Source organism: Streptomyces sp. NPDC015346, from assembly GCF_043078785.1.
Taxonomy (GTDB): domain Bacteria; phylum Actinomycetota; class Actinomycetes; order Streptomycetales; family Streptomycetaceae; genus Streptomyces.
In genome coordinates this window covers 328068-354052 of sequence record NZ_JBIBTW010000007.1, presented here as the reverse complement: position 1 = coordinate 354052, position 25985 = coordinate 328068, and the positions used below count along the sequence as shown (strand labels likewise).

Here is a 25985-nt window from a genome sequence, read left to right as displayed (position 1 = left end):
ATAGTCAGATTATCGGTTGATCCATCCGACGTCTTCATGACTGGAGGAACCCCGCATGACCGCTCTGGCTGTCCGTCCCCTTCTGTCCACCGCCGTCGCGACCCTCGCCCTCGGTGCCGTGGCCCTGGCCGGTGCGCCCGCCGCTGTCGCAGCCCCCGAGGACGGCGACCTCAAGATCCACCACGCGGGCCGCCCCGACGAGGCGCCCCGCACCGGTGAGACCGACCAGCACAACGAGCCCAAGGTCTGCACCTTCTACCTCGCAGCCCTCAACTTCGACGGGCTGCGGGCGCTCAACTACACGATCTCGCCGCAGCCGCCGAAGAGCGGCCTGGTGGTGCCGCCCGGCGTCATCAGCATCGATTCCGCGGGTAACGGGTTCACGCCGGACCTGGAGCTTCCCGACGGCGTCTACAAGGTCGAGTGGACCTGGGAAGGCGCGACAGGGGCCAAGAAGAGCAAGGACTTGAAGGTCGACTGCAAGGGCTTCAACAACCCGTCGCACGGCGGCAACGGCGAGAACGGGGACAACGGCAACGGCGGGAAGGGCGACGGCGAGAACGGAGGAAAGGAGAACGGCGGGAACAGCAACGGCGGGAACGGTGACAACGGCGGAAACGGCAAGCCGCCTCACGGCCCGGTCGGAGCGGGTGGCGGCGGCAGTGCCGAGCTGGCGAGCGACGACAGCTCCGCCTTCGGTATCGGGACGGCCGTCGTCGCCGGCGTCGCCGGTACGGCCGGACTGATCCTCATCCGCCGGTCGCGCCGCCGCACCGATGGCGCCGCGTAGGTACCGCTCCACGCGCCGGCAGCGGCGCCTTCGCCGGCTCGCCCGGACGGTGGCGGTGACCCTGTCCCTGGTCGTCGGCGGCATCTGGTGGGCCCAGGACGAGGAGCCGGCGGGCCCGCCGGTCGCCGCCGCCCCGGACGCGCACGGGGTGGCGGCGATGCCCGCCGCCGCCCCGGTCGATCCCGGGCAGCACCCCGACGGGACGCCGAAGGCGCCGCCTCCGTCCGAGCCGAAGCCCCCGCCGCCCCCGCCGCCGCCTCCGCCCCCGCCTCCGTCCCTGCCGAAGCCCCCGCCCAAGCCCACGTCCGAGCCGAGACCGAGGCCGGCTCCGGCCACGTCCCAGCCGCCGCCCCCGCCGCTGGCGCGTTCGCGCGCCACCAGCCTGGCCATCCCGGCGATCACCATCGAGGCGCCGGTCACGGGCCTGGGCCTGGACCGGTCGGGACAGCTCGGCACTCCGCCGGTCGACAACCCCCGGGTCGTCGGCTGGTACGAGGGCGGGCCCGCGCCGGGCGAGCGCGGCACGGCGGTCGTCGTCGGCCACCGCGACACCCGCTCCGGGCCCGCCATCTTCCTCAACCTCAACTCGCTCAACCCGGGGAACACCGTCCGGGTCGCCCGCGCCGACGGCCGCGTCGCCGTCTTCACGGTCGACAAGGTCCGTACGTACACGAAGGCCGAGTTCCCCGACAAGGAGGTGTACGGCTCCACGGGCCGCCCCGAACTGCGGTTGCTCACCTGCGGTGGCAGCTTCGACCGCAAGACGGGTTACGAGTCGAACGTCGTCGTCTTCGCCCACCTCACGGACGTCGCCGAGAAGATCTGACCGGTCCGACCGGAGTTCTGTCGCCCCGCCCGGCGCGCCCGCCGGGCGGGGCGTTTCTCCGCCCGCCTCCCTCACGGTGGCGAGATATCGCCAACCGCTTCCCAAGTCCGGTGCCGGGCGCGGAAGATGGCTGAGGAGTTGGAACGGCCTCGCGTCCCCCGCGTGGAGGTCGTCCGGCGCCACCATGACGGGCCGCTCGGTCGCCACCTCTCCGAGCAGTCCGGCCGTCGCCCGGAACAGCCGGTCCCGCTCCTCCTCGGGGCCGCGTCCGGACCTTCGGTGCCCGTACGGGCCCGCTCGCCGGTGGTCGACCGGCCCGGCCAGCCGGTCCCCCATGCCCCGGCGAGCGGACCGTACGGAGTGCGTCCCTCCGTGCCCCTCCCCCGTGAGCGGCTCCTTCCTCGCCCGTACGGATCGAGCCGACGCCCCGTCATGTCCGCCGCGCCCCGGGGTGGTCAGCACGCCGGCCCGCCGCACCCCGAGGAGACGTACGTGCCCCACGCCCGCCCGCATGCCACCCGCACCCGACTCGTCACCGCCGCCACCGCGCTGCTCGTCGTCCTCGGCGCGCCCGCCGCGTACGCCACGCTCGGGGAGCAGGCGCCGGAGACCGCCGCCGCCGTGACGCAGGCCCGGGGCACGGCGTATGTGGAGACCCGGCTCTTCTTCGGGACCGAGCGGCCGGACGGCGGCCCCGACGTCACCGACCCGCAGTTCATGGCCTTCGTCGACACGGAGGTGACGCCGCACTTCCCCGACGGCCTGACGGTGCAGGACGGTCGTGGACAGTGGCGGGACCGGAACGGCACCATCGAGCGGGAGCGATCGTACGAGCTGATCCTTCTTTACCCGGCGACCGAGGCGAGGGTCCGCGACCCGCTGATCGAGCGGATCAGGGAGGCGTACGAGCGGGGCTTCGGGCAGGAGTCCGTGGCCCGGCTCGACGAGCCGACCCGCGCCGACTTCTGAGCCGCGCGGCTCGGGCGGTCGCAGGCCCTGGCGCCAGAAAACTATCAGCGCTAGTTTGGGTCCCGCGACGAACCGGCCGGTAATGAAGGAGCAGCGGATGAAGTGCCACGACGGGATGTACATCGGCGGGGAGTGGCGCCCGGCCGCCTCCTCCGACACCATCGCGGTGATCAACCCCGCCGACGAGCAGGTCATCGGCCATGTCCCGGCCGGCACCGCCGAGGACATCGACGCCGCCGTACGGGCCGCCCGCGCCGCCTTCCCCGCCTGGGCCGCCACCCCGCCCGCCGAGCGAGCCGCGCTGATCGGAGCGGTGCGCGACGCCCTCGCCGCCCGCGCGGGGGACATCGCCGCCACGGTCACCGCCGAGCTCGGTGCCCCGCCCCCGCTCGCCGCCGGCGTCCACACCGGCCTGCCGATCGCCATCGCCGGCTCGTACGCCGAACTCGCCGCGACCCACCCCTTCGAGGAGAAGGTCGGCAACTCCGTCGTCCACGCCGAGCCCGTCGGCGTCGTCGGCGCGATCACCCCGTGGAACTACCCGCTCCACCAGATCGTCGCCAAGGTCGCCCCCGCCCTGGCCGCCGGCTGCACCGTCGTCCTCAAGCCCGCCGAGGACACCCCGCTGACCGCCCAGCTCTTCGCCGAGGCCGTCCACGCGGCCGGCGTCCCGGCCGGAGTCTTCAACCTGGTCACCGGCCTCGGCCCGGTCGCCGGGCAGGCGCTCGCCGAGCACGAGGACGTCGACCTCGTCTCCTTCACCGGCTCGACCGCCGTCGGCAGGCGCATCGGCGCCATCGCCGGGGGCGCCGTCAAGCGGGTCGCCCTGGAACTCGGCGGCAAGTCGGCGAACGTCATCCTGCCCGGCGCGGACCTCGGCAAGGCGGTCGCCGTCGGCATCGCCAACGTCATGTCCAACTCGGGCCAGACGTGCAGCGCGTGGACCCGGATGCTGGTCCACACCGACCAGTACGACGAGGCCGTGCGGCTCGCCGCCGAGGCCGTCGCCAAGTACGTCCCCGGCGAGCGCGTCGGCCCCCTCGTCAACGCCAGGCAGCAGCAGCGGGTGCGCGGCTACATCGAGAAGGGCGTCGAGGAGGGCGCCCGGCTCGTCGCCGGCGGCCCCGAGGCCCCGCTGGAGACCGGCTACTACGTGTCGCCGACCGTCTTCGCCGACGTCACCCCGCAGATGACCATCGCCCAGGAGGAGATCTTCGGCCCGGTCGTCTCGATCCTGCGGTACGAGGACGAGGAGGACGCCCTCGCCATCGCCAACGGGACGGTCTACGGCCTCTCCGGCGCCGTCTGGGGCGAGCCGGAGGCGGCCGTCGCCTTCGCCCGCCGCATGGACACCGGCCAGGTCGACATCAACGGCGGCCGGTTCAACCCGCTGGCTCCGTTCGGCGGCTACAAGCAGTCGGGCGTAGGACGCGAATTGGGCGCGCACGGCCTCGCCGAGTACCTCCAGACCAAGTCCCTCCAGTTCTGACCGCCCGAGGAGTTGTGAGCGTGATCCGCGCCGCGATACTGCCCGCCGTCGGCTCCCCCCTGGAGATCGCCGGCATCGAACTGCCCGAGCCCGGACCCGGCCAGGTCCGCATCCGCCTCGCCGCCGCCGGGGTCTGCCACTCCGACCTGTCCCTCTCCAACGGGACCATGCGCCTGCCCGTCCCCGCCGTCCTCGGCCACGAGGGCGCCGGGACGGTCCTCTCCGTCGGCGAGGGCGTCACCCATGTCGCTCCCGGCGACCCGGTCGTCCTCAACTGGGCGCCTTCCTGCGGCACCTGCCACCCCTGCTCGATCGGCGAGATCTGGCTCTGTGCCAACGCCCTCACGGGCGCGGCGAACGTGCACGCCGTGACCGAGGACGGCACCGAGCTCCACCCGGGCCTGAACGTCGGCGCCTTCGCCGAGGAGACCGTCGTCGCGGCCGGCTGCGTGCTGCCCGCGCCGGACGGAGTGCCGCTCACCGACGCCGCCCTGCTGGGCTGCGCCGTCCTGACCGGCTGGGGCGCGATCCACCACTCCGCGCGGGTACGTCAGGGCGAATCCGTCGCCGTCTTCGGCGTCGGGGGCGTGGGCCTCGCCACGCTCCAGGCCGCCCGGATCGCCGGCGCCTCGACGATCGTCGCGGTCGACGTGTCACCCGAGAAGGAGGCGCTGGCCCGGGCCGCCGGAGCCACCGAGTACGTCGTCGCGTCCGAGAACACCGCCAGGGAGATCCGGAAGCTCACCGGCGGCCAGGGCGCCGACGTGGCCGTCGAGTGCGTCGGCCGCGCCGTCACCATCCGTACCGCCTGGGACTCCACCCGGCGCGGCGGCCGCACCACGGTCGTCGGCATCGGCGGTAAGGACCAGCAGGTCTCCTTCCACGCGCTGGAGCTCTTCCACTGGGGCCGCACCCTGTCCGGCTGCGTGTACGGCAACTCCGACCCGGCGAAGGACCTGCCCGTCCTCGCCGAGCACATCCGGGCCGGCCGCCTCGACCTGAGCACCCTGGTGACCGAGCGGATCACCCTGGACGGCATTCCGGGTGCCTTCGACAACATGCTCGCCGGCAAGGGCGGCCGGGCCCTGGTGGTCTTCTAGACCTTGCCCTTGTCCGGGATCCCGGCCTCAGCCTCAGCCTCGGCCTCGGGTCCGGCGGGACCCGAGGACCGGAGCCGGAGCCGTCTCGGCCGTCGCCTTCACCGGCTTCGGCCGGGAGCGCGAGACGGCCACGCCCGCGAGGCACAGCGCACCGCCCGCGAGCGTCAGCAGCCCCGGCAGCTCGCCCAGGAGGACCCACGCCATGACGACCACGAGGGCCGGCACGGCGTACGTCGTCGCGCCCATCCGGCCCGCGGTCGTCCGGGCCAGGGCGTAGGCCCAGGTCGTGAAGGCCAGCGCGGTCGGGAACACCCCGAGGTAGACCATGTTCAGGGTCGCCGAGAGCGGGGCGCGGCCCGCCTCGTCGATCAGCCGCCCGGCGAACGGCAGACAGGCCACCGTGCCGACCAGGCACCCGAACGTCGTGACCTGAAGGGCACTCCCGTGGGCGAGCGCGGGCTTCTGGGCGACGACACCGCCGGCGTACGCGATGGCGGCGAGCAGACAGAGCACCACGCCGAGGACCGAGGCGTGACCCTCGCCCGACATGGACAGGCCCACGGCCACCGCTCCGGCGAACGACACCCCCATGCCCGCGATCAGTCGCGGCGGCAGCCTCTCTCCGAGGAAGCGGGCACCGAGCAGGGCGATCAGGATCGGTCCGATGTTCACGACCATCGCCGCCGTGCCCGCGTCGACCTCCTGCTCTCCCCAGTTGAGCACCACCATGTACGCGCCGAACCAGAGCAGTCCGGAGACCAGGATCCCGGGCCAGGCCCCTCGGGCCGGCAGCCCCTCGCGCCGGATCAGCAGGACGGCCCCCAGGACGAGCGCCCCGGCGAGCAGCCGCCCGAGGGCGAGGGCGCCGGGGGAGTAGGCCGCTCCGGCGCTGCGGATCGAGACGAAGGCGGAGGCCCAGAGGACGACGGTGACACCGGCGGCGGCGAGGGCGAGCCGGGAGCTCGCGGGGGAGTTGCTCATGGGGCGACCGTAGGCCCTGGACTGTTCGGCGCTCACCGAATTATCGCCGGCTCGATGCCCAGCGCCCGCTGGAGGGCCCGCTCCCCTTCGGGCGTCACCTTCACGGCCCGCTCGGAGCCGATCCGTACGCACCAGCCGGCGTCCATCGCGTGCCGGCACAGGGCGGCGCCCGCGATCCCCGCGAGGTGCGGCCTGCGCTCGGTCCAGTCGAGGCAGCCCCGGGCGACGGGCCGCCTGCCCGTGGGCGCGAGGGCGATCCCCAGCTCCCCGAACCACGCGACGCCCGCGTCCGTGAGCGCGAACCCGGTGTCCTGGCGCAGCAGTCCGCGTACGGTCATCGCCTCGGTGATCGTGATGCCGAGCCGCCCCGCCAGGTGGTCGTAGCAGGTCCGCCCGCGCGTCATGGCGTGCCCCGCGCTCGCGGCCCGCAGGCCCCGCGGCGCCTCCTTGACGGCGGGCTCGGCGCGGGCGGCGAGATCCTCGACCAGGTGCGCGATGCCGGGATCGGCGAGGCGTACGTAACGGTGCCTGCCCTGTCGCTCCTCGGCGAGGATCCCGCCGGTGACGAGCCTGCCCAGGTGCTCACTGGCGGTCGACGGAGCCACGCCAGCGTGCCGGGCCAGCTCCCCGGCGGTCCAGGCCCGCCCGTCGAGCAGGGCGAGGAGGAAGGCGGCGCGGGTCTCGTCGGCGAAGAGGGCGGCGAGGGCGGCGAGGTCTCTGGGTGCCATGGGACCAGGGTGCCGGACGCACGTGTCGGCGACGGCCGAACGGTCCTCCACGGCCCCCGCCTGCCCCGAGGACCTCTCCCGCGCCGCCGGCCCCTACTGCTCCGCTACGAGTCCTGCCGCGCCCACTTCCCCCGTACCGCTCCCCGTACCTCCGTCTCGTACTGCATCGCCAACCCGTCGAGCAGCGCCCGCAGTCCCGTGTCGAACGCGCCCTCGTCGACCTTCTGCCGGTGCTCCGCCAGCAGGTGTGCCTGGCCGAGGTGGGGATAGTCGGCGGGGTCGTAGGCCGTCTCGTCGTCGACGAAGCCGCGGGCGAAGGAGCCCAGCGCCGAGCCGGTGACGAAGTACCGCATCAGGGCGCCGATGTAGGTGGCCTGGGCCGGGGGCCAGCCCGCGCGGACCATCGCGCCGAAGACGGCGTCCGCCACGCGAAGGCCCGCCGGGCGGCGGCCCGGCCCCTGGGCCAGGACCGGGACGATGTTCGGGTGGTCGGCGAGGGCGGCGCGGTAGGAGGCGGCCCAGTCGTGCAGCGCCGTACGCCAGTCGCGCGCGTCGCCCTCCTCGAACATCGACAGGTCGACCTTCGCGCTGACCGCGTCGGCCACGGCGTCGAGGATCTCGTCCTTGGTCCGGAAGTGGTTGTAGAGGGACGGCCCGCTGACCCCGAGCTCGGCCGCGAGCCGCCGCGTCGAGACGGCGGCGAGCCCTTCCGCGTCCACGAGCGCGCTCGCCGTCTCGACGATCCGGTCTCGGCTGAGGAGGGGCTTGCGCGGTCGGGCCATGGCGCACATAGTAGGCCTGCGCACTGGAAACTAGCAGTGCTAATTTAATGTCGTCCGAAGGTCGGTGTCGCAGTGAATCTGGAGCTGAGCGAGGAGCAGGAAGCCGTGCGACGGCTCGCCGAGGAGTTCGTCGCGCGCGAGGTCGCCCCGCACGTCGTGGAGTGGGACCGCGCCGAGAACGTCGACAAGGCGATCGTGAAGAAGCTCGGTGCCGTCGGCTTCCTCGGCCTCACGATCCCGGAGGAGTACGGCGGATCGGGCGGCGACCACCTCTCCTACTGCCTCGTCACCGAGGAGCTCGGGCGCGGCGACTCCTCCGTGCGCGGCATCGTCTCCGTCTCGCTCGGCCTGGTCGCCAAGACCATCGCCTCCTGGGGCAGCGAGGACCAGAAGCGGCGGTGGCTGCCCCGGCTCGCCTCCGGCGACGCCGTCGGCTGCTTCGGCCTCACCGAACCGGGCACCGGGTCCGACGCCGGAAGCCTCACCACCCGGGCCGTCCGGGACGGGGACGCGTATGTGATCAACGGCTCGAAGATGTTCATCACCAACGGCACCTGGGCCGATGTCGTCCTGCTCTTCGCCCGGACCGGCGACGCCCCCGGCCACAAGGGCGTCTCCGCCTTCCTCGTCCCCACCGACGCACCGGGGCTCACGCGCCGCACCATCCACGGCAAGCTCGGCCTGCGCGGCCAGGCGACCGCCGAACTGGTCCTTCAGGATGTACGCGTGCCCGCCGCCGCCATGATGGGGCCGGAGGGCAAGGGCTTCTCCCTCGCCATGTCCGCCCTCGCCAAGGGCAGGATGTCGGTCGCCGCCGGCTGTGTCGGCATCGCGCAGGCGGCGCTCGACGCGGCCGTGCGCTACGCGGGCGAGCGCGAGCAGTTCGGCAAGCCCATCGCCTCGTACCAGCTCGTACAGGAGCTGATCAGCGACATCGCCGTCGACGTGGACGCGGCCCGGCTGCTGACCTGGCGGGTCGCGGACCTGATCGACCGAGGCCAGGACTTCGCCACCGCCGCCTCGAAGGCCAAGCTGTACGCCTCCGAGGCCGCCGTACGGGCCGCCAACAACGCCCTGCAGGTCTTCGGCGGCTACGGTTACATCGACGAGTACCCGGTGGGGAAGCTGCTGCGCGACGCCCGCGTGATGACGCTCTACGAGGGCACCAGCCAGATCCAGAAGCTGATCATCGGACGGGCACTGACGGGCGTCTCCGCCTTCTGAGCGCGGACGGTGCGCGCCCCGCGCCTCTAAGCGCTTGCTCAGCTTCGTTGTATGGTGTTCGTCCTGACGGCTGGAGAAGGGGCGAGCGATGAGCGCGGCGGACGCGGCGGAGGAGACGCCCGGCGGCGAGGAAGACATGCCGTGGGGCGAGGTCACGCCCGAGGCGGCCAGACGGCTGCTTGTCGCGGCCGTCGAGGCGTTCGCCGAGCGCGGCTACCACGCCACCACGACCCGGGACATCGCCGGCCGGGCGGGGATGAGCCCGGCGGCGCTCTACATCCACTACAAGACCAAGGAAGAGCTGCTCCACCGGATCAGTCGCATCGGTCACGACAAGGCCCTGGAGATCCTCCGGGCCGCGGCCGCCGGCGAGGGCACGGCGGGGGAGCGGCTCGCCGACGCCGTACGGTCCTTCGTGCGCTGGCACGCCGAGCGCCATACGACCGCGCGGGTCGTCCAGTACGAACTCGACGCGCTCGGCCCCGAGCACCGCACCGAGATCGTGGCGCTGCGCCGCGAGTCCGACGCGGCCGTGCGCGGGATCATCAACGAGGGGGTGGCGTCCGGGGAGTTCGACGTCCCGGACGTGGCCGGAACCACCGTCGCGGTCCTCTCGCTCTGCATCGACGTGTCCCGCTGGTTCAACACCCAGGGCCGCCGGACGCCGGACGAGGTCGGCGCGCTCTACGCCGACCTCGTGCTGCGGATGGTCGGCGCTCAGAAGTAGTAGCGCGAGACCGACTCGGCGACGCAGACCGGCTTGTCGCCGCCCTCGCGCTCCACCGTCACGGTCGCCGTCACCTGCACGCCGCCGCCGGCCTCCTCGACCTTCGTCAGCACCGCGCTCGCGCGCAGCCGCGAGCCGACGGGGACGGGGGAGGGGAAGCGGACCTTCTCGGTGCCGTAGTTGATGCCCATCTTCATGCCCTCGACGCGCATGACCTGCGGAACCAGGGCCGGCAGCAGCGACAGCGTCAGATAGCCGTGCGCGATGGTCTTCCCGAACGGCCCGGCGGCCGCCCGCTCCGGGTCCACGTGGATCCACTGGTGATCGCCGGTCGCGTCGGCGAACAGGTCGATCCGCTTCTGGTCGATCTCCAGCCAGTCGCTGTGGCCCAGCTGCTCGCCGACCCCGGCGCGCAGTTCCTCGGCGGATGTGAAGATCCTCGGCTCAGCCATGTCCCTGCTCCCTGCCTCTCACCCGGTTTCGCTCGATCTAAGCGACTGCTTAGTCTGACGGGGACCGGGGCCCGTGTCAACGGGTCGGCGGGGCCCGACAGTAGGGTTCGAGGAGTGCCGCAGATTCCAGAGACCATCCACGAACTCACCGTCGGCCAGCTGTCCGCGCGCAGCGGCGCCGCGGTGTCCGCCCTGCACTTCTACGAGTCCAAGGGCCTGATCACCAGCCGCCGCACCAGCGGCAACCAGCGCCGCTACGGCAGGGACATCCTGCGCCGCGTGGCCTTCATCCGCGCGGCCCAGCGCGTCGGCATCCCGCTCGCGACCATCCGCGACGCACTCGCCGAACTCCCCGAGGAGCGCACGCCCACCAACGAGGACTGGGCCCGGCTCTCGGAGGCCTGGCGAACGGAGCTGGACGAGCGGATCAAGCAGCTCGGGCGGCTGCGGGACCATCTGACGGACTGCATCGGCTGCGGGTGCCTGTCGCTGGAGACCTGCGTCCTGTCCAACCCGGACGACGTGATCGGCGAGCGGATGACGGGCTCCCGGCTGCTGCCCGAGCGCCGGGGCGGTTGACGGGGCGTCGTCACGTCAGGAGAGAGGGGCCCGCCACCCCCGTGGACGGGCCCCTCGGTCACTGTGCGCGGGCGGGGGGCCTCTCATGTCCCTCCCCCGCGCCGGATCACTCGTACTCGGTGCCGCCCTTGCGGGTCAGATACGCCGGACTGACCGCCTTGGCGATGGCGCGGCCGCCCACCACGGGGCTGTACCGCTCCGTCACCGGGCGGATCACGACGCCCTCGCGCAGATGCAGCTCGCGCCCGGACACGGTCTCCCGGCCGCTCGCCAGCTCCAGCACCTTCGCCGGCTCGTACGGCCCCGTGAACAGCCGCGGTACGAGCGGCAGTTCGCCCGGCTCCAGGACCTCGGCCGGGTCCAGCCACCGCACCTCGCCGTCGATCTCGGCCGACACGTCGAAGACGGCGTACCCCAGCGTCTCGCCGCGGGCATCGGCGCCGTAGCCGAGGTCCTGCACACCGGCCCCGTACACCTCGCCGAACAGCCCGACCCGGCGGGCGCCGAGGCGCGCGGCGAGGCGCGCCGCGACCGCCGGGACGTCATGGCCGAGGACGGCCCGCCAGTACAGATTGCGCGGGTCCTCCCGGAGGGCCAGCCCCTTCGCGCCGAAGCCCTTGGAGGAGACCTGGACCCGTCCGTCCTCCGCGAGGTACGTCACCAGGCAGGCCGAGCCGTGCAGCTTCTCCGTCAGGACGACGGGCTCGCCGGGCTCGAAGATCCCCGGATACCGCTGGAGGTTCTCGATGTCGACCCACGGCAGCAGGTCGGGCGCCGCCTCCACGTCCCCGCTCATCGTCGGCGGTATGGGCGGCACCCACTTGGTGATCCCCAGCACCTCGGCGAAGTCGGTCCCCTCGGCGGCCGCCTCGGCCAGATCGACGTCCGCCAGCGCCTTCGGCCGGCACACGATCCCCTGCGACAACTCGCCCCGCAGCCGCACCGCCTTGACGCGGTCCGACGCCTTCCCGGCGAGCCGGCCCGTAAGGCCCAGCTCGTCGACGAGCGCGGCGGGCAGCACGGCCTGCTCCGGGATGTAGACGGCGATGTCCCCGCTGCGGTACGCACCCTTGGCGACGACGGCCCGATAGAGCCCCACCTGCGCCAGTTCGAGCGCGTCGGCGTTGGGATGGGCGTGGACGGTCAGCGATTCGGCGGTGACGCGCAGCGTCGACATGATCAACTCTCCGGTGATTCGGACGGCGTTCTCGTCGCCGGACACTGTGCCCATCCGAAAATCCCTTGGGCCAGGGGATTTACGCTCTGCTAGCGTCGCTCCTCACGCCGAGACCGCCGCCGCGACCAGCGATGCGTTGGAGGTCGCCGGACTGCCGTCCGGCAGGAGCAGCGTGTCCTCCAGACCGATCCGGGTCGACAGACCGAGGCGGCGGGCGAGGCGTACCACCGGCCACGCGCCGCCGTCCTCACCGTGCAGAAGGACCGGTACGGCGGGCGCCGCGTCGAGTGTGGCCAGCAGGTCCAGGGCGGTCGTCCCGGCCGTGGCCGGGTCCGGGTCCGTGACCTCCGCCAGGATCCGCAGCACCCGCGGGGCCAGCGGCGAACGGAGAAACCGCGCCGGGCCTTCCGTACCCGACCAGAGCCCCGCCTCCACCCCCACGCCCCGGTCCAGGAGCGCGGCCGCGAGCTCCTCGGCGCCCGGCTCGTGCCAGTTCACCGAGGCATGGTCCGGCAGGACCGTCCAGGCACGGACGCGCTCCACCCGCCGTACCGGATCCGGCTCCGCCCACGCACCGGTCGTCACCCCCACCGGGACGTCCACGGCCGCCCGGACCGCCGTCAGCGTCTCCGCGAGCACCCGGGGCGAGAGCGTGTCGCCCCCGCACGGCGTCCTGGGGTGGACGTGCACGTCCGTCGCCCCGGCCGCGACCGCTCGCGCCGCCTCCTCCGCCATGGCGGCCGGCGACATCGGCACGGCCGCCGAATCCCCCGGGCCGCGCCGCCCGTTCAGACAGACCTGGAGCACGACGCGCCTCCGTGCCTCAGGCGACCGACGCCAGGCGCGGGAACGCCTCTCCCCGTGCCCGGGCCAGCGCCCCCGAGGTCAGGACCGCCCGCGGCACCACCACGCCGCAGTCCCCGCACACCGGCCCGAACCACGGCTCGTCCTCCAGGTCCGGCCGCCACTCGATCCGGGGCCCCGAGCAGACCGGACAGCGCTCCCCGGGCCCCGACTCCAGCGCCGCGATCAGCCGGCGCAGCACCACGGCCAGCGGCTCCGACGGATGGAGCGCCGGATCGTCGCACCGCGCCACTCCGTTGCCGCCCCACGTCCGCCGGTGCCAGTCGTCGAGCGCGCCGGGCCTGCGCAGCCCCTCATGCTTCTCGCGTCGGCGCCGGGCGGCGAACTCCCTCTCGTACGCGAGCCACACCGCCCGCGCCTCCTCCAGCTCCTCCAGCGCGGCCACCAGCCGCCGGGGATCGAGCTCCCGGTCCTCGGGCCCGAACCTGTGCCTGCGGCACAGGTGGTCCCAGGTCGCGCGGTGCCCGTAAGGGGCGAACCGCTCCAGGCACTTGCGCAGCGAATACCTCCGCAGCGCCGTGTCGCACCCTGGATCACGTACCTGTCTCGCGAGACTCCGGAAACCCGCCATCGCTCCGCACCTCCGTCGCTGCTGTACTTCGGCGTCAAGGACGTTATGGAATGGACGAACGACTGCCCCGTCGTGTTCCATCCAAAATTCGATGGGGGCCATCAAAGGGGCGCGAGTGACCCGCGAGACACCTCCGATGGGCGACGCACGCCCGGACGAGCGCCCCGTCCGCCGAGGTCAGCGGCTCAGCGGCCGATCCGGCCGGCGGAGGTCACCACCCGCGCCAATTGCGCATGACAGATGTCACTGTGCTCCCCCACCACCTCCGCCGCGTCGACGCTGACGCACCCCGCCGCCGGAATCCCGCCCCGCAGCGCCCCGGCCAGCGTCAGCGCCGCCGTGCCCGGCACCGCCTGGATGCCGTCGTGGCCGATCGCGCCCCACCGCTTGTCGCTGCCGAGCAGCGAATCGGCGTCCCGGGCGAGTCGCGACGCCAGCGGATAGAACACCCGGAGCGCGGTGTCGTGCCGGGAGTAGCAGCCGACCACGGGCCCGTCGACCCGCCGCTGCAGATCACGCAGCGCGCCGCCCCTGCCCGGCTCGTGCGGCAGGCTCGCCGCGAAGGCGTAGTGCGAGAAGGAGCCCTGAAGGAGTGTCAGCGAGCGGACCGTGCGCACCCCCTCGGGCAACCCGCGCAGCGCGTACGCGACGAGCCGGGCGCCCATGCTGTGCCCGACGAGGTGGATCCGCAGCCCGGGGGAGGAGCGGGCGACCCCGCCGAGCAGCGGACCGAGACCGCGCTCGCCGACGATTCCGGCCCGGCGCTTCATCGTGTAGTACGTGGCCTGGCGCAGCGCCTCCCGCGCGCCCTTCCAGTACCGACCGAGCCTGCTGCCGCCGAACGCGTCCCGGGGGGTGGGCACGCTTCCCGGGCCGGCCGCCTCCTCCAGCGCGTCGGCGAACATCGCGCAGACCGCCACCGGGTCCCCGAGCAGGAAGTCCGGCACCGGCGGGCCCGCCGACCCTTCCGCGAGGCCCGCCGCCGCGCCCTCCGCTCCCGCCGTGAAGGCGGCCGATCCGTTCGTGTCCGTCAGCACCCGCAGCAGCTCGCCGAACTCGGTGAAGGCGGCCTCGTCCTCCGGCTGTTCCCGCAGCAGTACGGCAAGTCGCTCCACCACCGTCTCCTTGCCCGGGTGGACGGCCGCCACGGACGCGAAGTCGGGGATCGGCTCGTCGGAGAACATCATCGAGGGCCAGACCACCCCCACGTACCCGACCCGGACGCCCGGCCGCACCAGGCCGGGGAACGGGGCGAAGAACGCCGAGTACAGCCGGGCGGCGACCGACGGCGAGTTGTTCCACCCGTGGGCGAACATCACCAGATCCGTGACTCCCCGCCCGGCCATCGCCGACAGCGCCTCGCGCTGCCCGGCCGCCCCGTCGCCGTCCTTGTCGAACCTGATCTCCCGGTACGGCTCCACACTCATCCCGGCCATGGACTGCCCGTCCCTCCGCGTCGAGGAAGCTCTGCTCGCGACAGCATCCTGCGGGCGCGGGGGGACGGCCAGGCTTTCAGCGCAGACGCGCCGCGGAGACCTCCGGGAAGTGCAGGACGGCGTCGTACGCCGTGGCGAGGCGGACGGGTGCCCGACTGCCCGGCCACGGATAGGCGGTACCGATCAGCCAGCTGGGCCGGTGCGTGTTCAGCCAGTTCCTGGCCGCCGGGGTCGCCGTCCGCACATCCAGCAGGAACGGCCGCGGCGACACCCGGTCCAGGGTCTCGGCGTTGCTGCCCTCGCCCGGCAGGCCGACCGTGAAGCGCCGGACGGGCTCACCCACCGCCTCCGTGTCGTGCGCGTTGAACGAGCCGCGCCCGAAGGAGGCGCCCACGCTGACGTAGTCGCGTCCCAGCGCGTCGCGCAGGAAGGCGCCCTGAAGGCGGGGGTAGTGGTCCGGCTCGGTCGTCTCGTAGCCGACGTGGCCGTTGTGCGCGGACAGCACCATCCGGTCGCCCGTCATCCGCTGCCACCACACGGTGTTGTCGGCCATGATCCGGTCGCGGTAGAGCATCGCCTCGGCCACCCCGTCGCCCGTCAGGTCGTGGGCGTACTCCGTGCCGACCTGGGCGATGGCCCGCGCGTGCTGGACCATCCAGGTGTGCTCCTCGCGGTCGGGGCCGGTGCCGGGCTTCTGCCGCTCAAGCAGCGCCAGGGCCTGCCCGACCTCCGAGGCCATCCGACGCCGCTCCTCGCGCGGCTTGCCCAGATAGGCGTTCATCCAGGCGTCGACCGTGCCCACCGGCCGCGAGGCGCGGTACAGCTCCTCGAAGCGGGGCAGCAGCCGCGGGTACGTACGGCCCACGTACCCGGTCACGGTGTCGAAGAGGTGGGCGCCGGCGTAGCCGATGTCGTTGCCCATGAATCGCACCGGATGCCCGGGATGGCGCACGTTGTGCCGGCGCATCCAGGTGAACAGGTCGAGGTACTCCTCGGTGTTCCAGAAGCCGTAGGCGTTCTGGAACTCCTCGCGCATGATCTTCCGGATGTCGCCCCTGCCGAAGCGGACGTAGTCGTCGATGAGCACGCCCGTGGACCAGTTGGCCTCCAGGGCGAAGGTGGTGAACCCCCGCTTCTCGACCAGGTGCTCGAAGATCCGGTGCTTGGCCTCGAAGAACTCGGCCGAGCTGTGCGTCGCCTCGCCGATCCCGACGACCTTGGCCGGGCCGACCACCCGGTCCAGCGCCCGCAGGTCGTCGAAGGGGCGGGCGGTGCGGGCGAGTTCACGGGCGGGATCCAGCGCCGGGGGGTCCGCCTGTGCGGCGGGGGCGAGGGCGGCGAGGCAGAGCGCCACGACCGTCCCCACCAGCGGTAACCGATGTCGTGTCAGCTTCGTCATGGATCAAGCCTGCCGACCGGCCCGCCCGTCCCGCCAACCTGCCCACACCCGTCCGTACGGGGGGTTAGCCCCACCGGTCAGCGGTACATCAGGTACTCCTCGCGCACGGCACGGAAGGCGCCCAGGTCCTCGGCCCAGGCCCCCACCACCTCGTCGGTGTCCGCGCCCGCGTCGATCAGTGTCCGCACCCGCGTCGAACCGGTCAGCTTGTCGATCCAGCGGTCCGGGCGCCAGGCGAAGCCGCTCCACGACCGCTTGGCGCAGACAAGGAGGCCGATGCCGGTACGTACGGGATCAAAGGCCGACCGGTCGTGCACCTGGACCTGCACGCCGCCGACCGTCCTGCCCTGGAACTTGGAGAAGGTCGGGGCGAAGTACGCCTCGCGGAACCGCACTCCGGGCAGTTCGAGGGCGTTCGCCGCCTCCGCCCACCGCCGGTCGATGCCCTCCGCGCCGAGCAGTTCGAAGGGGCGGGTGGTGCCGCGCCCCTCGGAGAGGTTGGTGCCCTCGAACAGGCAGGTGCCGGAGTAGACGAGCGCGGTGTCGGGCGTGGGCATGTTGGGGCTCGGCGGCACCCACGGCAGCCCGGTGGCGTCGAAGAAGTCCGATCGCTTCCAGCCCGACATCCGTACCGTCTCCAGGGCCACCGGCCTCGCCAGGAACTCGCCGTTGAACAGCCGGGCCAGCTCCGCCACCGTCATCCCGTGCGCCTGCGCGATCGGCTCACGGCCCACGAAGGTGGCGAAGGCGCGGTCGAGGACCGGGCCGAGCGCGGCCCGCCCGGTCACCGGGTTCGGCCGGTCCAGGACCACGAACCGCTTCCCGGCCAGCGAAGCGGCGACCATGCAGTCGTAGAGTGTCCAGATGTACGTGTAGAAACGGGCGCCCACGTCCTGGATGTCGAAGACGACCGTGTCCACGCCCGAAGCGGTGAAGACGTCGGCGAGCGGCTGCCCGCTCTTGAGGTACGTGTCGTAGACGGGGAGTCCGGTCGCCGGGTCGTCGTGGCGGCCCTCGGAGCCGCCCGCCTGGGCCGTCCCCCGGAAGCCGTGCTCGGGGCCGAAGACGGCCGTCAGGTCGACCCGGTCGTCGGCGTGCATGACGTCGACGATGTGCCGGACGTCGGAGGCGATCCCGGTGGGGTTGGTGACGACGCCTACCCGCTGCCCGGCGAGCGCCGCGTATCCGTCGGCGGCCAGCCGTGCGAAACCGGTACGGACCGGACGCGGCGGCTTGTCGTGGGCGAGGGCGGTGGGCGCGGTCACGGCTCCCACCCCGAGCGCGCCGCCGGCGGCCAGCAGACCGCGTCTCGAAAGACCGGCCGCGCGGGACGCGTGGGAGGGGTCGGACGCGTGGGAGGGGTCGGACGGGTCGGACGGGTCGGACGGGTTCATACGGAAACCTCCTTGATCGCCTTCCCTGACATGCGCCCGCACGCTAGCGCTCCTGACGCCCCCAGGGAACGAGGCGTGCGCCGGAGGGCTTCCCCTGTGACATACCGACTGGTTAGTCTGCCCGGACGGTCGTCACGGAGAGGCGGGTCTCGATGAGTACGGTGCAGGGCGCTGGAGTGGTCGTCACGGGCGCGGGAGGCGGGATCGGCGCCGCGCTGGCCCGCAGGTTCGCCGCCGAGGGCGCGCGGGTCGTCGTCAACGACCTGGACCCCGGTCGTACCAAGGCCGTCGCCGAGGAGATCGGCGCCACCGCCGTGGCCGGAGACGCCTCCGCGATCGTCGAGGAGGCCCGCGAGGCCCTCGGCGGCACCGTCGACGTGTGGTGCGCCAACGCCGGACTCGCCTCGCCCGGCGACGCCTTCGCCGACGAGGCCGTCTGGGCGGCCGCCTGGGACGTCAACGTCATGGCCCACGTCCGCGCGGCCCGTGCGCTGCTGCCCGACTGGCTGGAGCGCGGCAGTGGCCGCTTCGTCTCCACCGTCTCCGCCGCCGGCCTGCTCACCATGGTCGGCGCCGCGCCCTACAGCGTCTCCAAGCACGGCGCGTACGCCTTCGCCGAATGGCTCTCCCTCACCTACCGCCACCGCGGGGTCAAGGTCCACGCCATCTGCCCGCAGGGCGTGCGTACGGACATGCTGACCGCCGCCGGATCGGCCGGCGAGCTCGTCCTGGCCCCCACCGCGATCGAACCCGAGGACGTCGCCGACTCCCTCTTCGACGCCATCGCGTCCGACCGCTTCCTCGTCCTGTCGCACCCCGAGGTCGCCGACTACTACCGCGCCCGCGCCACCGACCCCGAGCGGTGGCTGGGCAACATGAACCACATCCAGCGGAAGTGGGAAGGGGCGGGCGCGTGACCACACGGGAGTCGATCTACGCCGCCAGGCCCTGGCTGGCCCAGCTCACCGAGGCCCAGCGGGCGCCCATCGCCCCGCCGCCCACCGTGCTGCACGCCTTCCGCGCCGCCGCCGCCCGCGCCCCCGAACACCCGGCGCTCGCCTACTTCGACGGCCGCCTCGACTACCGCGAGACGGACGCGCTCTCCGACTCGGTCGCCGGCCATCTCGCCGCCCGGGGCGTCGAGCACGGCGACCGGGTCGCGATCATGCTCCAGAACAGCCCGCACTTCGTCCTCGCCCTGCTCGGCGCCTGGAAGGCCGGCGCGACCGTCGTCCCGCTCAACCCGATGTACAAGTCGGCCGAGGTCGGACACGCCCTGCGGGACTCCGGCGCCGCCGCCCTGATCTGCTCCGACCGGGCCTGGGAGGCGTACCTGCGCGACACCGTCGCCGACTCCCGCGTCCGGGTCGCGCTCACCGCCTGCGAACGCGAGCTCCAGACCCGCGACGACCCCCGCGTCCTCGGTTTCGAGCCTGTCCCCACCGAGGTCGACGACCTGCTCACCGTCGCCCGCGCCGGGCATCCCGCCCCCCTCGGTCGCGAGCTCGACGGCGACGACGTGGCGCTGATCAGCTACACCTCCGGCACCAGCGGCACCCCCAAGGGCGCCCTCAACCTGCACCGGGGGATCATCCACAACGCCGAGCGCCAGCGCACCGGACACCCGGTCCCCGAGGGCGCCGGCTACTTCGCGCTCGCCCCGCTCTTCCACATCACCGGCCTGGTCTGCGAGCTGTCCGCCTGCTTCGCCAACGCCGGCACCCTCGTCCTCGCCTACCGCTTCGATCCCGGCGTCGTCCTCGACGCCTTCCTGGAGCACCGCCCGGCCTACACCGTCGGCCCGTCCACCGCGTTCATGGCACTCGCCGCGCACCCGGGGGCCGGCCGCGACCACTTCTCCTCGTTCCGGGTCATCTCCTCCGGAGGCGCCCCGGTCCCGCCCGCCCTGGTGGAGAAGTTCCGCGCCGGCTTCGGCCCGTACATCCGCAACGGCTACGGCCTCACCGAGTGCACGGCGCCCTGCGCCTCCGTACCGCCCGAGAAGGAGGCGCCGGTCGATCCCGCCTCCGGCACCCTGTCGGTGGGCGTCCCCGGGCCCGACACGGTCGTCCGCATCCTCGACGAGACCGGCGCGGAGGTCCCCTTCGGCGAGCAGGGCGAGATCGCCGTGCGCGGCCCCCAGGTCGTCCCCGGCTACTGGGGGCTGCCCGAGGCCACCGCCCAGACCTTCCCCGACGGGGAGCTGCGGACCGGCGACATCGGCTTCATGGACGAGGACGGCTGGCTCTACGTCGTCGACCGCAAGAAGGACATGATCAACGCCTCCGGCTTCAAGGTCTGGCCCCGGGAGGTGGAGGACGTCCTCTACACCCACCCGGCGGTCCGCGAGGCCGCCGTCGTCGGCGTCCCCGACCCCTACCGGGGGGAGACGGTGAAGGCCTACGTCAGCCTGCGCCCGGGAGCGGTCGTCGAGCCCGTCGAGCTCTCCGCGTACTGCGAGCGGCGCCTCGCGGCGTACAAATACCCGCGGGAGGTCGAGATCCTGCCGGAGCTGCCCAAGACGACAAGTGGGAAGATCCTCAGACGGGAACTCCGTTCCCACCGGTAGGGACCCTCTTCCACCGGTAAGAACCCTCACGAGTGAAAGGCGGCGGCGCATGGCCAGGACGACGGACGGGAGCGGTACCCCCGTCCCCCAGAGGCTGCTGGCCGCCGCCACCCGGCTCTTCGCGGAGCGGGGCTACGACCGCACCTCCGTCCAGGAGATCGTGGAGGCGGCCGGCGTCACCAAGGGCGCGCTCTACCACTACTTCGGCTCCAAGGAGGACCTCCTGCAGGAGGTCTACTCCCGGGTGCTCCGGCTCCAGCAGGAGCGGCTCGACGCCTTCGCCGACGCGGACGCCCCGGTCGAGCGGCGGCTGCGCGACGCCGCCGCCGACGTCGTCGTGACCACGATCGAGAACCTCGACGACGCCTCGATCTTCTTCCGCTCCATGCACCACCTCAGCCCGGAGAAGAACAAGCAGGTACGGGCCGAGCGGCGGCGCTACCACGAGCGCTTCAGGGCCCTGATCGAGGAGGGCCAGCAGGCCGGCGTGTTCTCCTCGGCGACCCCGGCCGACCTGGTGGTCGACTACCACTTCGGCTCCGTCCACCACCTGTCGACCTGGTACCGCCCGGACGGCCCGCTCACCCCGCAGCAGGTCGCCGACCAGCTGGCCGACCTGCTGCTGCGGGCGCTGCGACCGTAGCGACCCCCGGCCGGAGGCGAGCCGTCACGGCTCCCCTCCGGCCGCCCCGCGCCCGGCTACAGGTACTTCTTCAGCTCCCGCCGCGCCAGCGACCGCTGGTGCACCTCGTCGGGGCCGTCCGCCAGCTTCAGGGTCCGCGCCGCCGCCCACAGCTCGGCCAGCGGGAAGTCCTGCGAGACGCCGCCGGCGCCGTGCACCTGGACCGCCCGGTCGAGGATGTCCACCACCGCGCGCGGGGTCGCGATCTTGATGGCCTGGATCTCCGTGTGCGCGCCGCGGTTGCCGACGGTGTCCATCAGCCACGCCGTCTTCAGGACCAGGAGCCGCAGCTGCTCGACCGTCACCCGGGCGTCCGCGATCCAGTTCTGCACGACCCCCTGCTGGGCGATCGGCTTGCCGAAGGCCGTACGGGACACGGCCCGGCGGCACATCAGCTCGATCGCCCGCTCGGCCATGCCGATCAGCCGCATGCAGTGGTGGATCCGGCCGGGACCGAGCCGGGCCTGCGCGATGGCGAACCCGCCGCCCTCCTCGCCGATCAGGTTCGAGGCCGGGACGCGGACGTCGTGGAAGAGCACCTCGGCGTGGCCGCCGTGGGAGTGGTCCTCGTAGCCGTACACCCGCATCGCGCGCCGCACCTCGACCCCCGGGGTGTCGCGCGGGACGAGGATCATCGACTGCTGGCGGCGGACGTCCGCGCCCTCGGGGTCGGTCTTGCCCATCACGATGAAGATCTTGCAGTCGGGGTTCATCGCCCCGGAGATGTACCACTTGCGGCCGTTGACGACGTACTCGTCCGCGCCGTCGGAGGCGCGCTCGATCCGGGTCTCGATGTTCGTCGCGTCCGACGAGGCCACCTCGGGCTCCGTCATGGCGAACGCCGAGCGGATCTCGCCCGCGAGGAGCGGCTCCAGCCACTGCTTGCGCTGCGCCTCGTCGCCGAACTGCGCGAGCACCTCCATGTTGCCGGTGTCGGGCGCCGCGCAGTTGAGGGCCGTGGGCGCCAGGTGCGGGCTGCGGCCGGTGATCTCGGCCAGCGGCGCGTACTGGAGGTTCGTCAGGCCCGCTCCGTACTCCGCGTCCGGCAGGAAGAGGTTCCACAGCCCCTGCCGCTTGGCCTCGGCCTTGAGGTCCTCGACGATCTGCGGGGTGTCCCACGGGGAGGCGAGCAGCGCACGCTGTTCGTCGGCGACCGGCTCGGCGGGGTACACGTGCTCGTCCATGAAGGCGAGCAGCTTCGCCCGCAGCTCCTCGGTGCGCGCGTCGAATCCGAAGTCCATGGGGGTTCAGCCTTCCTGGAGGGTGGTGAGGCCGTGCTCGATGAAGACGGGGACCAGTTCGCCGATGCGGTCGAAGCCGGCGCCGACGGTCTGTCCGAGGGTGTAGCGGTAGTGGATGCCCTCGAGGATCACGGCGAGCTTGAACCACGCGAAGGCCGTGTACCAGGAGAGGGAGGAGACGTCCCGGCCCGAGCGGGCGGCGTAGCGCTCGATCAGCTCGGCGGGGGTGGGATGGCCGGCGGCCGCGGCGGTGGTGCTGACAGGGGAGTGCGGGACGTCCAGCCTGGCGCTGTACATCGCCAGCAGGCCGAGGTCGGTCAGCGGGTCGCCGAGTGTCGACATCTCCCAGTCCAGGACGGCCTTGATGCGGTCGTCCTCGCCGATCAGGACGTTGTCCAGGCGGTAGTCGCCGTGGACGACGGTGGCCGCGGGGGAGACCGGGAGCGCCCGCCCGAGGGCGGCGTGCAGCTCGTCGATGCCCGCGAGCTCGCGGCCCCGGGAGGCCGCGAGCTGCTTGCCCCAGCGGCGCAGCTGCCGGTCGAGGAAGCCCTCGGGCCGCCCGAAGTCGGCGAGGCCGACCTCGGCGGGGTCCACGGCGTGCAGGTCGACGAGCGTGTCGACCAGGCCGAGGACGGCCTCGCGAGTCCGCTCGGCGCCCAGCGGGGCGAGCTGTTCGGCCGAGCGGTACGGGGTGCCGGCGACGAACTCCATGACGTAGAAGGGCGCCCCGGTCACCGTGTCGTCCTCGCAGAGCAGCACCGGCTCGGGGACGGGCACGGCCGTCCGGTGCAGGGCGCTGATCACGCGGTGCTCGCGCTTCATGTCGTGCGCCGTGGCCAGCACGTGGCCCAGCGGGGGCCTGCGGACCACCCACCGGCCGGCGCCGTCCGTGACGACGTAGGTGAGGTTCGACCGGCCGCCCTCGATGAGCCGGGCGTCGAGCGGGCCGCCCACCAGCCCGGGCCGCTCGCGGTCGAGGAATCCGCGCACCTGCTCGAGGTCGAGACCTGGCGGCTGGGCTGAGCTCATCGTGCGTACCTCCGGGTGGCTGTCCGGCAGCCGGGGCTGCGGCGTGTCGGCGTTCATGATGACCGACCAGTCGGTATGTCGTCCAGGGTCCCGCCGGAAAAGCGCTGTCGGCGGTCTGGTCGCCGATCGCTCCCCTGAATAGGGTTCACATATGGATTCCGCGTTGATCGTCGAAGACGTCCGGCTGACCCCGATCCTCATCTCCGACCCACCGCTCCTGAACACCCAGGGGGTGCACCAGCCGTACACGCCACGGCTCGTGGTCGAAGTGGTCACGCGGGGAGGCGTCACGGGTCTGGGGGAGACCTACGGCGACGGGAAGTACCTGGCCCTCGCCCGGCCGCTCGCGGAGGCACTGCCCGGGCGGCCGGTCACGGACGTGAACGGCTTGTTCTCGCTCGCCGAGCGGGTGTGCGGCGACTCGCGGGCCGTGGACGGGCGGGTGGACGCGGGCGGCCTGCGCGGCGTCCAGACCGCGGACAAGCTCCGTCTCTCCGTCGTCTCCGCCTTCGAGGTGGCCTGCCTGGACGCCCTCGGCAAGACCCTCGGCCTCCCCGTCCACGCCCTCCTGGGCGGCAAGGTCCGCGACCGGGTCGAGTACAGCGCGTACCTCTTCTACCGCTGGGACGCCCACCCGGAAGGCGGCCGGGCCGACGAGGGCGACGACTGGGGAGCGGCGCTCGACCCCGCCGGCATCGTCGAACAGGCCCGCCGCTTCGACCGTACGTACGGCTTCCGCTCCTTCAAGCTCAAGGGAGGGGTCTTCCCGCCCGAGCAGGAGATCGCCGCGATCCGCGCCCTGGCCGAGGAGTTCCCCGGCCGGCCGCTCCGGCTCGACCCGAACGGCGCCTGGTCCGTCGAGACCTCCCTGGCCGTGGCGCGCGAGCTGAAGGACGTCCTGGAGTACCTGGAGGACCCCGCGAGCGGTACGGACGCCATGGCCGAGATCGCCGCCCGCGCCGACGTGCCGCTCGCGACGAACATGTGCGTGACGGCCTTCGAGGAGGTGCCGGAGGCCTTCGCCAGGGGCGCGGTACGGATCGTGCTCTGCGACCACCACTACTGGGGCGGCCTGCACCGCACCCGCGAACTCGCCGCGCTCTGCCGGACGTACGGCGTCGGGCTCTCCATGCACTCCAACACCCACCTCGGCATCAGCCTCGCCGCGATGACCCACGTCGCCGCGACCCTGCCCCACCTCGACCACGCCTGCGACACCCACCACCCCTGGCAGAGCGAGGACGTCGTCACCACCCGCCCCGCCTTCGAGGACGGCCGGCTCACCGTCTCCGACGCGCCCGGTCTCGGCGTCGAACTGGACCGCGACCGGCTCGCGGCACTGCACCGCCGCTGGGTGGAGGACGACGGCACGATGCGGGACCGCGACGACGCGGCGGCGATGCGCGTGGCGGACCCGGGGTGGCGCACGCCGGAGGTGCCGCGCTGGTAGCCGGAGCCGCCCGGCCGCCCCTCGGGCGGGGCGGCTCCGGGTGGCTCAGCGGGTTCGCTCAGCGGGGCGGCTCAGGCGTGGCAGGGCACCGGCGCCCCGCCGTTCATCGCCGCCATGTCGCCGAAGACCGTCACCCCGTCCAGGGCCGAGCCCTCCGGGAGCCCGTCCAGCTCGGCGTAGGCCCGGTGCAGGTTGGCCACCAGGCGCTCGGCCTCCCGCCAGGCCGCGAACTCCCCGAGGTCAGCCCGGCGCGCCACCTCCAGCGGAGGCTCACCCTTGGCGTACCCCTCGCGGGCGAGAGCGGCGACCCAGCGCAGATACCGCTCCGTCGCGTCGTACGCCGACGGGTCGGTGACCGGGCCGTGGCCCGGCACCACCGTCGGGGCGTCCAGCGACCGCAGCAGGTCGAGCGCCCGCAGCGAACCGGCGAGCGAGCCCATCGGCAGGAACGGTGTCCCGCCGTGGAAGACCAGATCCCCGGTGAACACGACGCCCTGGCCCGGCAGATGGACGATCGAGTCACCCGTGGTGTGCGCGGGCCCGGGATGCAGCACGCGTACCTCCACCTCACCGACGTACAGCGTCAGCCGCTCGCGGTACGTGAGGGTCGGCGGGGTCACCTCGATGTCGCCGAAGTCGGTCTGCGGCCAGAGCAGATGGAGCTGGCGTCCGGCCGCGAGCTGCTCGGCCCGGCAGTTCTCGTGACCGACGATCCGCGCCTCGGGCAGGAAGACCCCGTTGCCGTAGGTGTGGTCGCCGTGGTGGTGGGTGGAGACGATCGTCCGCGGCAGCGGCAGCCCCTCGGCGAGCACCGCCTCGCGCAGCAGCCGGGCCCGCCGCTCGGTGGCGGCCGTGTCCACCAGCAAGGTCTCACCCGCGTCGCCGACGAACCCGGCGTTGTTCAGGCACCAGCCGCCGTCGGGCTGGACGAAGGCATGGACACCCGGCGCGAGGGCGACGACGTACGGATCGGTGACGGACAAGGGACCCCCGGACGGGACGGAGCGACGAGCGACAGAGACGAGCGACAGAGCAGCGAGCGACGGAACGGCGAGCGACGGGAGGGGTGCCGCCGGCGCCATCGCAGGGCAGATTAGCCCCGAACGCCCCGCTCGTCCTCGTTCCATCCCTGGGCGTCGGCGAACGCGTCGCCGTACTCGGCCGACCAGCGCCCCAGCGCCTCGATCGGGCCGAGCAGCGTACGGCCCAGAGCGGTGAGCGCGTACTCGACGCGCGGCGGCGACTCGGCGTAGACCTGCCGTTCGACCAGGGCGTACCCCTCCAGGCGGCGCAGCGTCTCGGTGAGCACCTTCGCGCTGATCCCACCGATCCCGGAGCGCAGTTCACGTGGCCGGCGCGGACCTTCCGCCAAGGCGTACAGCACCACGGCGTTCCACGTGTTCGCGAGCAGATCGAAGCCGAGCCGGGCCCGGCAGTCCGCGAGCAGACGGTCACGCACCGGCGTTCACACCGTTCACACACCGTTCGGTAACCATGGCCCTCCCTAACGTCGTTCGCATCACCCC

Annotated in this window: 26 protein-coding genes; 12 read left to right on the top strand and 14 right to left on the bottom strand. The window is 73.0% G+C overall.

Going from position 1 to position 25985, the window contains the following annotated elements; translation table 11 throughout:
• Positions 1 to 55 precede the first annotated feature (55 nt).
• The 5 genes from ACF06X_RS26055 to ACF06X_RS26035 all read left to right on the top strand — a co-directional run bounded on the left by ACF06X_RS26055 (position 56) and on the right by ACF06X_RS26035 (position 5174).
• Positions 56 to 790 (top strand): hypothetical protein, encoded by a 735-nt coding sequence (locus ACF06X_RS26055; protein WP_392289708.1) that lies wholly within the window; start codon positions 56 to 58, stop codon positions 788 to 790.
• A 55-nt stretch (positions 791 to 845) separates the two neighbouring features.
• Positions 846 to 1616, top strand: a complete 771-nt coding sequence (locus tag ACF06X_RS26050; protein ID WP_392289707.1) for a class F sortase — start codon at positions 846 to 848, stop codon at positions 1614 to 1616.
• A gap of 432 nt (positions 1617 to 2048) precedes the next feature.
• Positions 2049 to 2585, top strand: coding sequence for a DUF3574 domain-containing protein (locus tag ACF06X_RS26045; protein WP_392289793.1), 537 nt, complete (start codon positions 2049 to 2051; stop codon positions 2583 to 2585).
• Between the two features lie 97 nt (positions 2586 to 2682).
• Entirely contained in the window at positions 2683 to 4074 is a 1392-nt protein-coding gene (locus tag ACF06X_RS26040; protein ID WP_392289706.1) for an aldehyde dehydrogenase family protein, read from the top strand.
• Positions 4075 to 4094: 20 nt separating this feature from the next.
• Complete coding sequence (locus ACF06X_RS26035; RefSeq protein WP_392289792.1) at positions 4095 to 5174, top strand: Zn-dependent alcohol dehydrogenase; 1080 nt, start codon at positions 4095 to 4097, stop codon at positions 5172 to 5174.
• A 33-nt stretch (positions 5175 to 5207) separates the two neighbouring features.
• Here the strand turns inward: ACF06X_RS26035 and ACF06X_RS26030 are convergent, their stop codons facing one another.
• The 3 genes from ACF06X_RS26030 to ACF06X_RS26020 form a co-directional block, all read right to left on the bottom strand.
• Complete coding sequence (locus ACF06X_RS26030) at positions 5208 to 6155, bottom strand: DMT family transporter (RefSeq protein ID WP_392289705.1); 948 nt, start codon at positions 6153 to 6155, stop codon at positions 5208 to 5210.
• Between the two features lie 32 nt (positions 6156 to 6187).
• On the bottom strand, positions 6188 to 6883 hold the full coding sequence (locus ACF06X_RS26025) for an ArsR/SmtB family transcription factor (RefSeq protein ID WP_392289704.1): 696 nt from the start codon (positions 6881 to 6883) through the stop codon (positions 6188 to 6190).
• 104 nt (positions 6884 to 6987) lie between these two features.
• Positions 6988 to 7665 carry a TetR/AcrR family transcriptional regulator gene (locus ACF06X_RS26020; RefSeq protein WP_392289703.1) on the bottom strand — a complete coding sequence of 226 codons (678 nt, stop codon included), beginning with the start codon at positions 7663 to 7665 and terminating at the stop codon, positions 6988 to 6990.
• Positions 7666 to 7737: 72 nt separating this feature from the next.
• Between ACF06X_RS26020 and ACF06X_RS26015 the strand changes: the two genes are divergently transcribed.
• Positions 7738 to 8889 carry an acyl-CoA dehydrogenase family protein gene (locus ACF06X_RS26015; RefSeq protein ID WP_392289702.1) on the top strand — a complete coding sequence of 384 codons (1152 nt, stop codon included), beginning with the start codon at positions 7738 to 7740 and terminating at the stop codon, positions 8887 to 8889.
• Between the two features lie 88 nt (positions 8890 to 8977).
• Positions 8978 to 9616: a TetR/AcrR family transcriptional regulator gene (locus ACF06X_RS26010; protein WP_392289701.1), complete on the top strand. Its 639-nt coding sequence runs from the start codon at positions 8978 to 8980 to the stop codon at positions 9614 to 9616.
• Here ACF06X_RS26010 and ACF06X_RS26005 read toward each other — a convergent pair.
• Positions 9607 to 10068 carry a MaoC family dehydratase gene (locus ACF06X_RS26005; protein WP_392289700.1) on the bottom strand — a complete coding sequence of 154 codons (462 nt, stop codon included), beginning with the start codon at positions 10066 to 10068 and terminating at the stop codon, positions 9607 to 9609. The two genes, ACF06X_RS26010 and ACF06X_RS26005, sit on opposite strands and share 10 nt — an antisense overlap.
• A 114-nt stretch (positions 10069 to 10182) precedes the next feature.
• On the opposite strand from ACF06X_RS26005, the gene soxR reads away from it, so the two are divergent.
• Positions 10183 to 10647 carry a redox-sensitive transcriptional activator SoxR gene (gene soxR, locus ACF06X_RS26000; RefSeq protein ID WP_392289699.1) on the top strand — a complete coding sequence of 155 codons (465 nt, stop codon included), beginning with the start codon at positions 10183 to 10185 and terminating at the stop codon, positions 10645 to 10647.
• Between the two features lie 106 nt (positions 10648 to 10753).
• Here soxR and ACF06X_RS25995 read toward each other — a convergent pair whose 3' ends face one another.
• The 6 genes from ACF06X_RS25995 to ACF06X_RS25970 all read right to left on the bottom strand — a co-directional run bounded on the left by ACF06X_RS25995 (position 10754) and on the right by ACF06X_RS25970 (position 17488).
• Positions 10754 to 11824 (bottom strand): RNA ligase (ATP), encoded by a 1071-nt coding sequence (locus tag ACF06X_RS25995; protein ID WP_392289791.1) that lies wholly within the window; start codon positions 11822 to 11824, stop codon positions 10754 to 10756.
• Positions 11825 to 11926: 102 nt separating this feature from the next.
• The gene (locus tag ACF06X_RS25990; RefSeq protein ID WP_392289698.1) at positions 11927 to 12631 is read right to left on the bottom strand and encodes a 3-keto-5-aminohexanoate cleavage protein; all 705 of its coding nucleotides are present in this window, start codon (positions 12629 to 12631) and stop codon (positions 11927 to 11929) included.
• 16 nt (positions 12632 to 12647) lie between these two features.
• Positions 12648 to 13259, bottom strand: coding sequence for a hypothetical protein (locus tag ACF06X_RS25985; RefSeq protein WP_392289697.1), 612 nt, complete (start codon positions 13257 to 13259; stop codon positions 12648 to 12650).
• Between the two features lie 185 nt (positions 13260 to 13444).
• On the bottom strand, positions 13445 to 14695 hold the full coding sequence (locus ACF06X_RS25980; protein ID WP_392289696.1) for a serine-threonine protein kinase: 1251 nt from the start codon (positions 14693 to 14695) through the stop codon (positions 13445 to 13447).
• 76 nt (positions 14696 to 14771) lie between these two features.
• A complete protein-coding gene (locus ACF06X_RS25975; RefSeq protein ID WP_392289695.1) occupies positions 14772 to 16094 on the bottom strand; it encodes an erythromycin esterase family protein in 1323 nt (440 codons plus the stop codon).
• 77 nt (positions 16095 to 16171) lie between these two features.
• A complete protein-coding gene (locus ACF06X_RS25970; RefSeq protein WP_392289694.1) occupies positions 16172 to 17488 on the bottom strand; it encodes an exo-beta-N-acetylmuramidase NamZ domain-containing protein in 1317 nt (438 codons plus the stop codon).
• A 152-nt stretch (positions 17489 to 17640) separates the two neighbouring features.
• On the opposite strand from ACF06X_RS25970, the gene ACF06X_RS25965 reads away from it, so the two are divergent.
• Genes ACF06X_RS25965 through ACF06X_RS25955 form a run of 3 tightly spaced genes read left to right on the top strand, consistent with a single transcriptional unit; the run spans position 17641 to position 20700 of the window.
• Positions 17641 to 18405: an SDR family oxidoreductase gene (locus ACF06X_RS25965; RefSeq protein ID WP_392289693.1), complete on the top strand. Its 765-nt coding sequence runs from the start codon at positions 17641 to 17643 to the stop codon at positions 18403 to 18405.
• A complete protein-coding gene (locus ACF06X_RS25960) occupies positions 18402 to 20057 on the top strand; it encodes an AMP-binding protein (protein WP_392289692.1) in 1656 nt (551 codons plus the stop codon). The genes ACF06X_RS25965 and ACF06X_RS25960 overlap by 4 nt, the downstream gene beginning before the upstream one ends.
• A gap of 49 nt (positions 20058 to 20106) precedes the next feature.
• A complete protein-coding gene (locus tag ACF06X_RS25955) occupies positions 20107 to 20700 on the top strand; it encodes a TetR/AcrR family transcriptional regulator (RefSeq protein ID WP_392289691.1) in 594 nt (197 codons plus the stop codon).
• 56 nt (positions 20701 to 20756) lie between these two features.
• Here ACF06X_RS25955 and ACF06X_RS25950 read toward each other — a convergent pair whose 3' ends face one another.
• A complete protein-coding gene (locus tag ACF06X_RS25950) occupies positions 20757 to 21980 on the bottom strand; it encodes an acyl-CoA dehydrogenase family protein (protein WP_392289690.1) in 1224 nt (407 codons plus the stop codon).
• 6 nt (positions 21981 to 21986) lie between these two features.
• On the bottom strand, positions 21987 to 23009 hold the full coding sequence (locus tag ACF06X_RS25945; RefSeq protein ID WP_392289790.1) for a phosphotransferase family protein: 1023 nt from the start codon (positions 23007 to 23009) through the stop codon (positions 21987 to 21989).
• Between the two features lie 151 nt (positions 23010 to 23160).
• Between ACF06X_RS25945 and ACF06X_RS25940 the strand changes: the two genes are divergently transcribed.
• Positions 23161 to 24459 (top strand): glucarate dehydratase family protein, encoded by a 1299-nt coding sequence (locus ACF06X_RS25940; RefSeq protein WP_392289689.1) that lies wholly within the window; start codon positions 23161 to 23163, stop codon positions 24457 to 24459.
• Between the two features lie 71 nt (positions 24460 to 24530).
• On the opposite strand, the gene ACF06X_RS25935 is transcribed toward ACF06X_RS25940, so the two are convergent.
• The gene (locus ACF06X_RS25935; RefSeq protein ID WP_392289688.1) at positions 24531 to 25442 is read right to left on the bottom strand and encodes an MBL fold metallo-hydrolase; all 912 of its coding nucleotides are present in this window, start codon (positions 25440 to 25442) and stop codon (positions 24531 to 24533) included.
• 110 nt (positions 25443 to 25552) lie between these two features.
• Positions 25553 to 25918, bottom strand: a complete 366-nt coding sequence (locus tag ACF06X_RS25930; RefSeq protein ID WP_392289687.1) for a winged helix-turn-helix transcriptional regulator — start codon at positions 25916 to 25918, stop codon at positions 25553 to 25555.
• Between the last annotated feature and the right edge of the window lie 67 nt (positions 25919 to 25985).

Excerpts from the sequence above, each read along its gene's own strand:
- ACF06X_RS26055 (WP_392289708.1), top strand. The coding sequence starts at position 56 with ATGACCGCTCTGGCTGTCCGTCCCCTTCTGTCCACCGCCGTCGCGACC.
- ACF06X_RS26045 (WP_392289793.1), top strand. The coding sequence starts at position 2,049 with ATGTCCGCCGCGCCCCGGGGTGGTCAGCACGCCGGCCCGCCGCACCCC.
- ACF06X_RS26040 (WP_392289706.1), top strand. The coding sequence starts at position 2,683 with ATGAAGTGCCACGACGGGATGTACATCGGCGGGGAGTGGCGCCCGGCC.
- ACF06X_RS26030 (WP_392289705.1), bottom strand. The coding sequence starts at position 6,155 with ATGAGCAACTCCCCCGCGAGCTCCCGGCTCGCCCTCGCCGCCGCCGGT.
- ACF06X_RS26025 (WP_392289704.1), bottom strand. The coding sequence starts at position 6,883 with ATGGCACCCAGAGACCTCGCCGCCCTCGCCGCCCTCTTCGCCGACGAG.
- ACF06X_RS26020 (WP_392289703.1), bottom strand. The coding sequence starts at position 7,665 with ATGGCCCGACCGCGCAAGCCCCTCCTCAGCCGAGACCGGATCGTCGAG.
- ACF06X_RS26010 (WP_392289701.1), top strand. The coding sequence starts at position 8,978 with ATGAGCGCGGCGGACGCGGCGGAGGAGACGCCCGGCGGCGAGGAAGAC.
- ACF06X_RS26005 (WP_392289700.1), bottom strand. The coding sequence starts at position 10,068 with ATGGCTGAGCCGAGGATCTTCACATCCGCCGAGGAACTGCGCGCCGGG.
- ACF06X_RS25995 (WP_392289791.1), bottom strand. The coding sequence starts at position 11,824 with ATGTCGACGCTGCGCGTCACCGCCGAATCGCTGACCGTCCACGCCCAT.
- ACF06X_RS25985 (WP_392289697.1), bottom strand. The coding sequence starts at position 13,259 with ATGGCGGGTTTCCGGAGTCTCGCGAGACAGGTACGTGATCCAGGGTGC.
- ACF06X_RS25980 (WP_392289696.1), bottom strand. The coding sequence starts at position 14,695 with ATGGCCGGGATGAGTGTGGAGCCGTACCGGGAGATCAGGTTCGACAAG.
- ACF06X_RS25975 (WP_392289695.1), bottom strand. The coding sequence starts at position 16,094 with ATGACGAAGCTGACACGACATCGGTTACCGCTGGTGGGGACGGTCGTG.
- ACF06X_RS25970 (WP_392289694.1), bottom strand. The coding sequence starts at position 17,488 with ATGAACCCGTCCGACCCGTCCGACCCGTCCGACCCCTCCCACGCGTCC.
- ACF06X_RS25965 (WP_392289693.1), top strand. The coding sequence starts at position 17,641 with ATGAGTACGGTGCAGGGCGCTGGAGTGGTCGTCACGGGCGCGGGAGGC.
- ACF06X_RS25955 (WP_392289691.1), top strand. The coding sequence starts at position 20,107 with ATGGCCAGGACGACGGACGGGAGCGGTACCCCCGTCCCCCAGAGGCTG.
- ACF06X_RS25950 (WP_392289690.1), bottom strand. The coding sequence starts at position 21,980 with ATGGACTTCGGATTCGACGCGCGCACCGAGGAGCTGCGGGCGAAGCTG.
- ACF06X_RS25945 (WP_392289790.1), bottom strand. The coding sequence starts at position 23,009 with ATGAGCTCAGCCCAGCCGCCAGGTCTCGACCTCGAGCAGGTGCGCGGA.
- ACF06X_RS25940 (WP_392289689.1), top strand. The coding sequence starts at position 23,161 with ATGGATTCCGCGTTGATCGTCGAAGACGTCCGGCTGACCCCGATCCTC.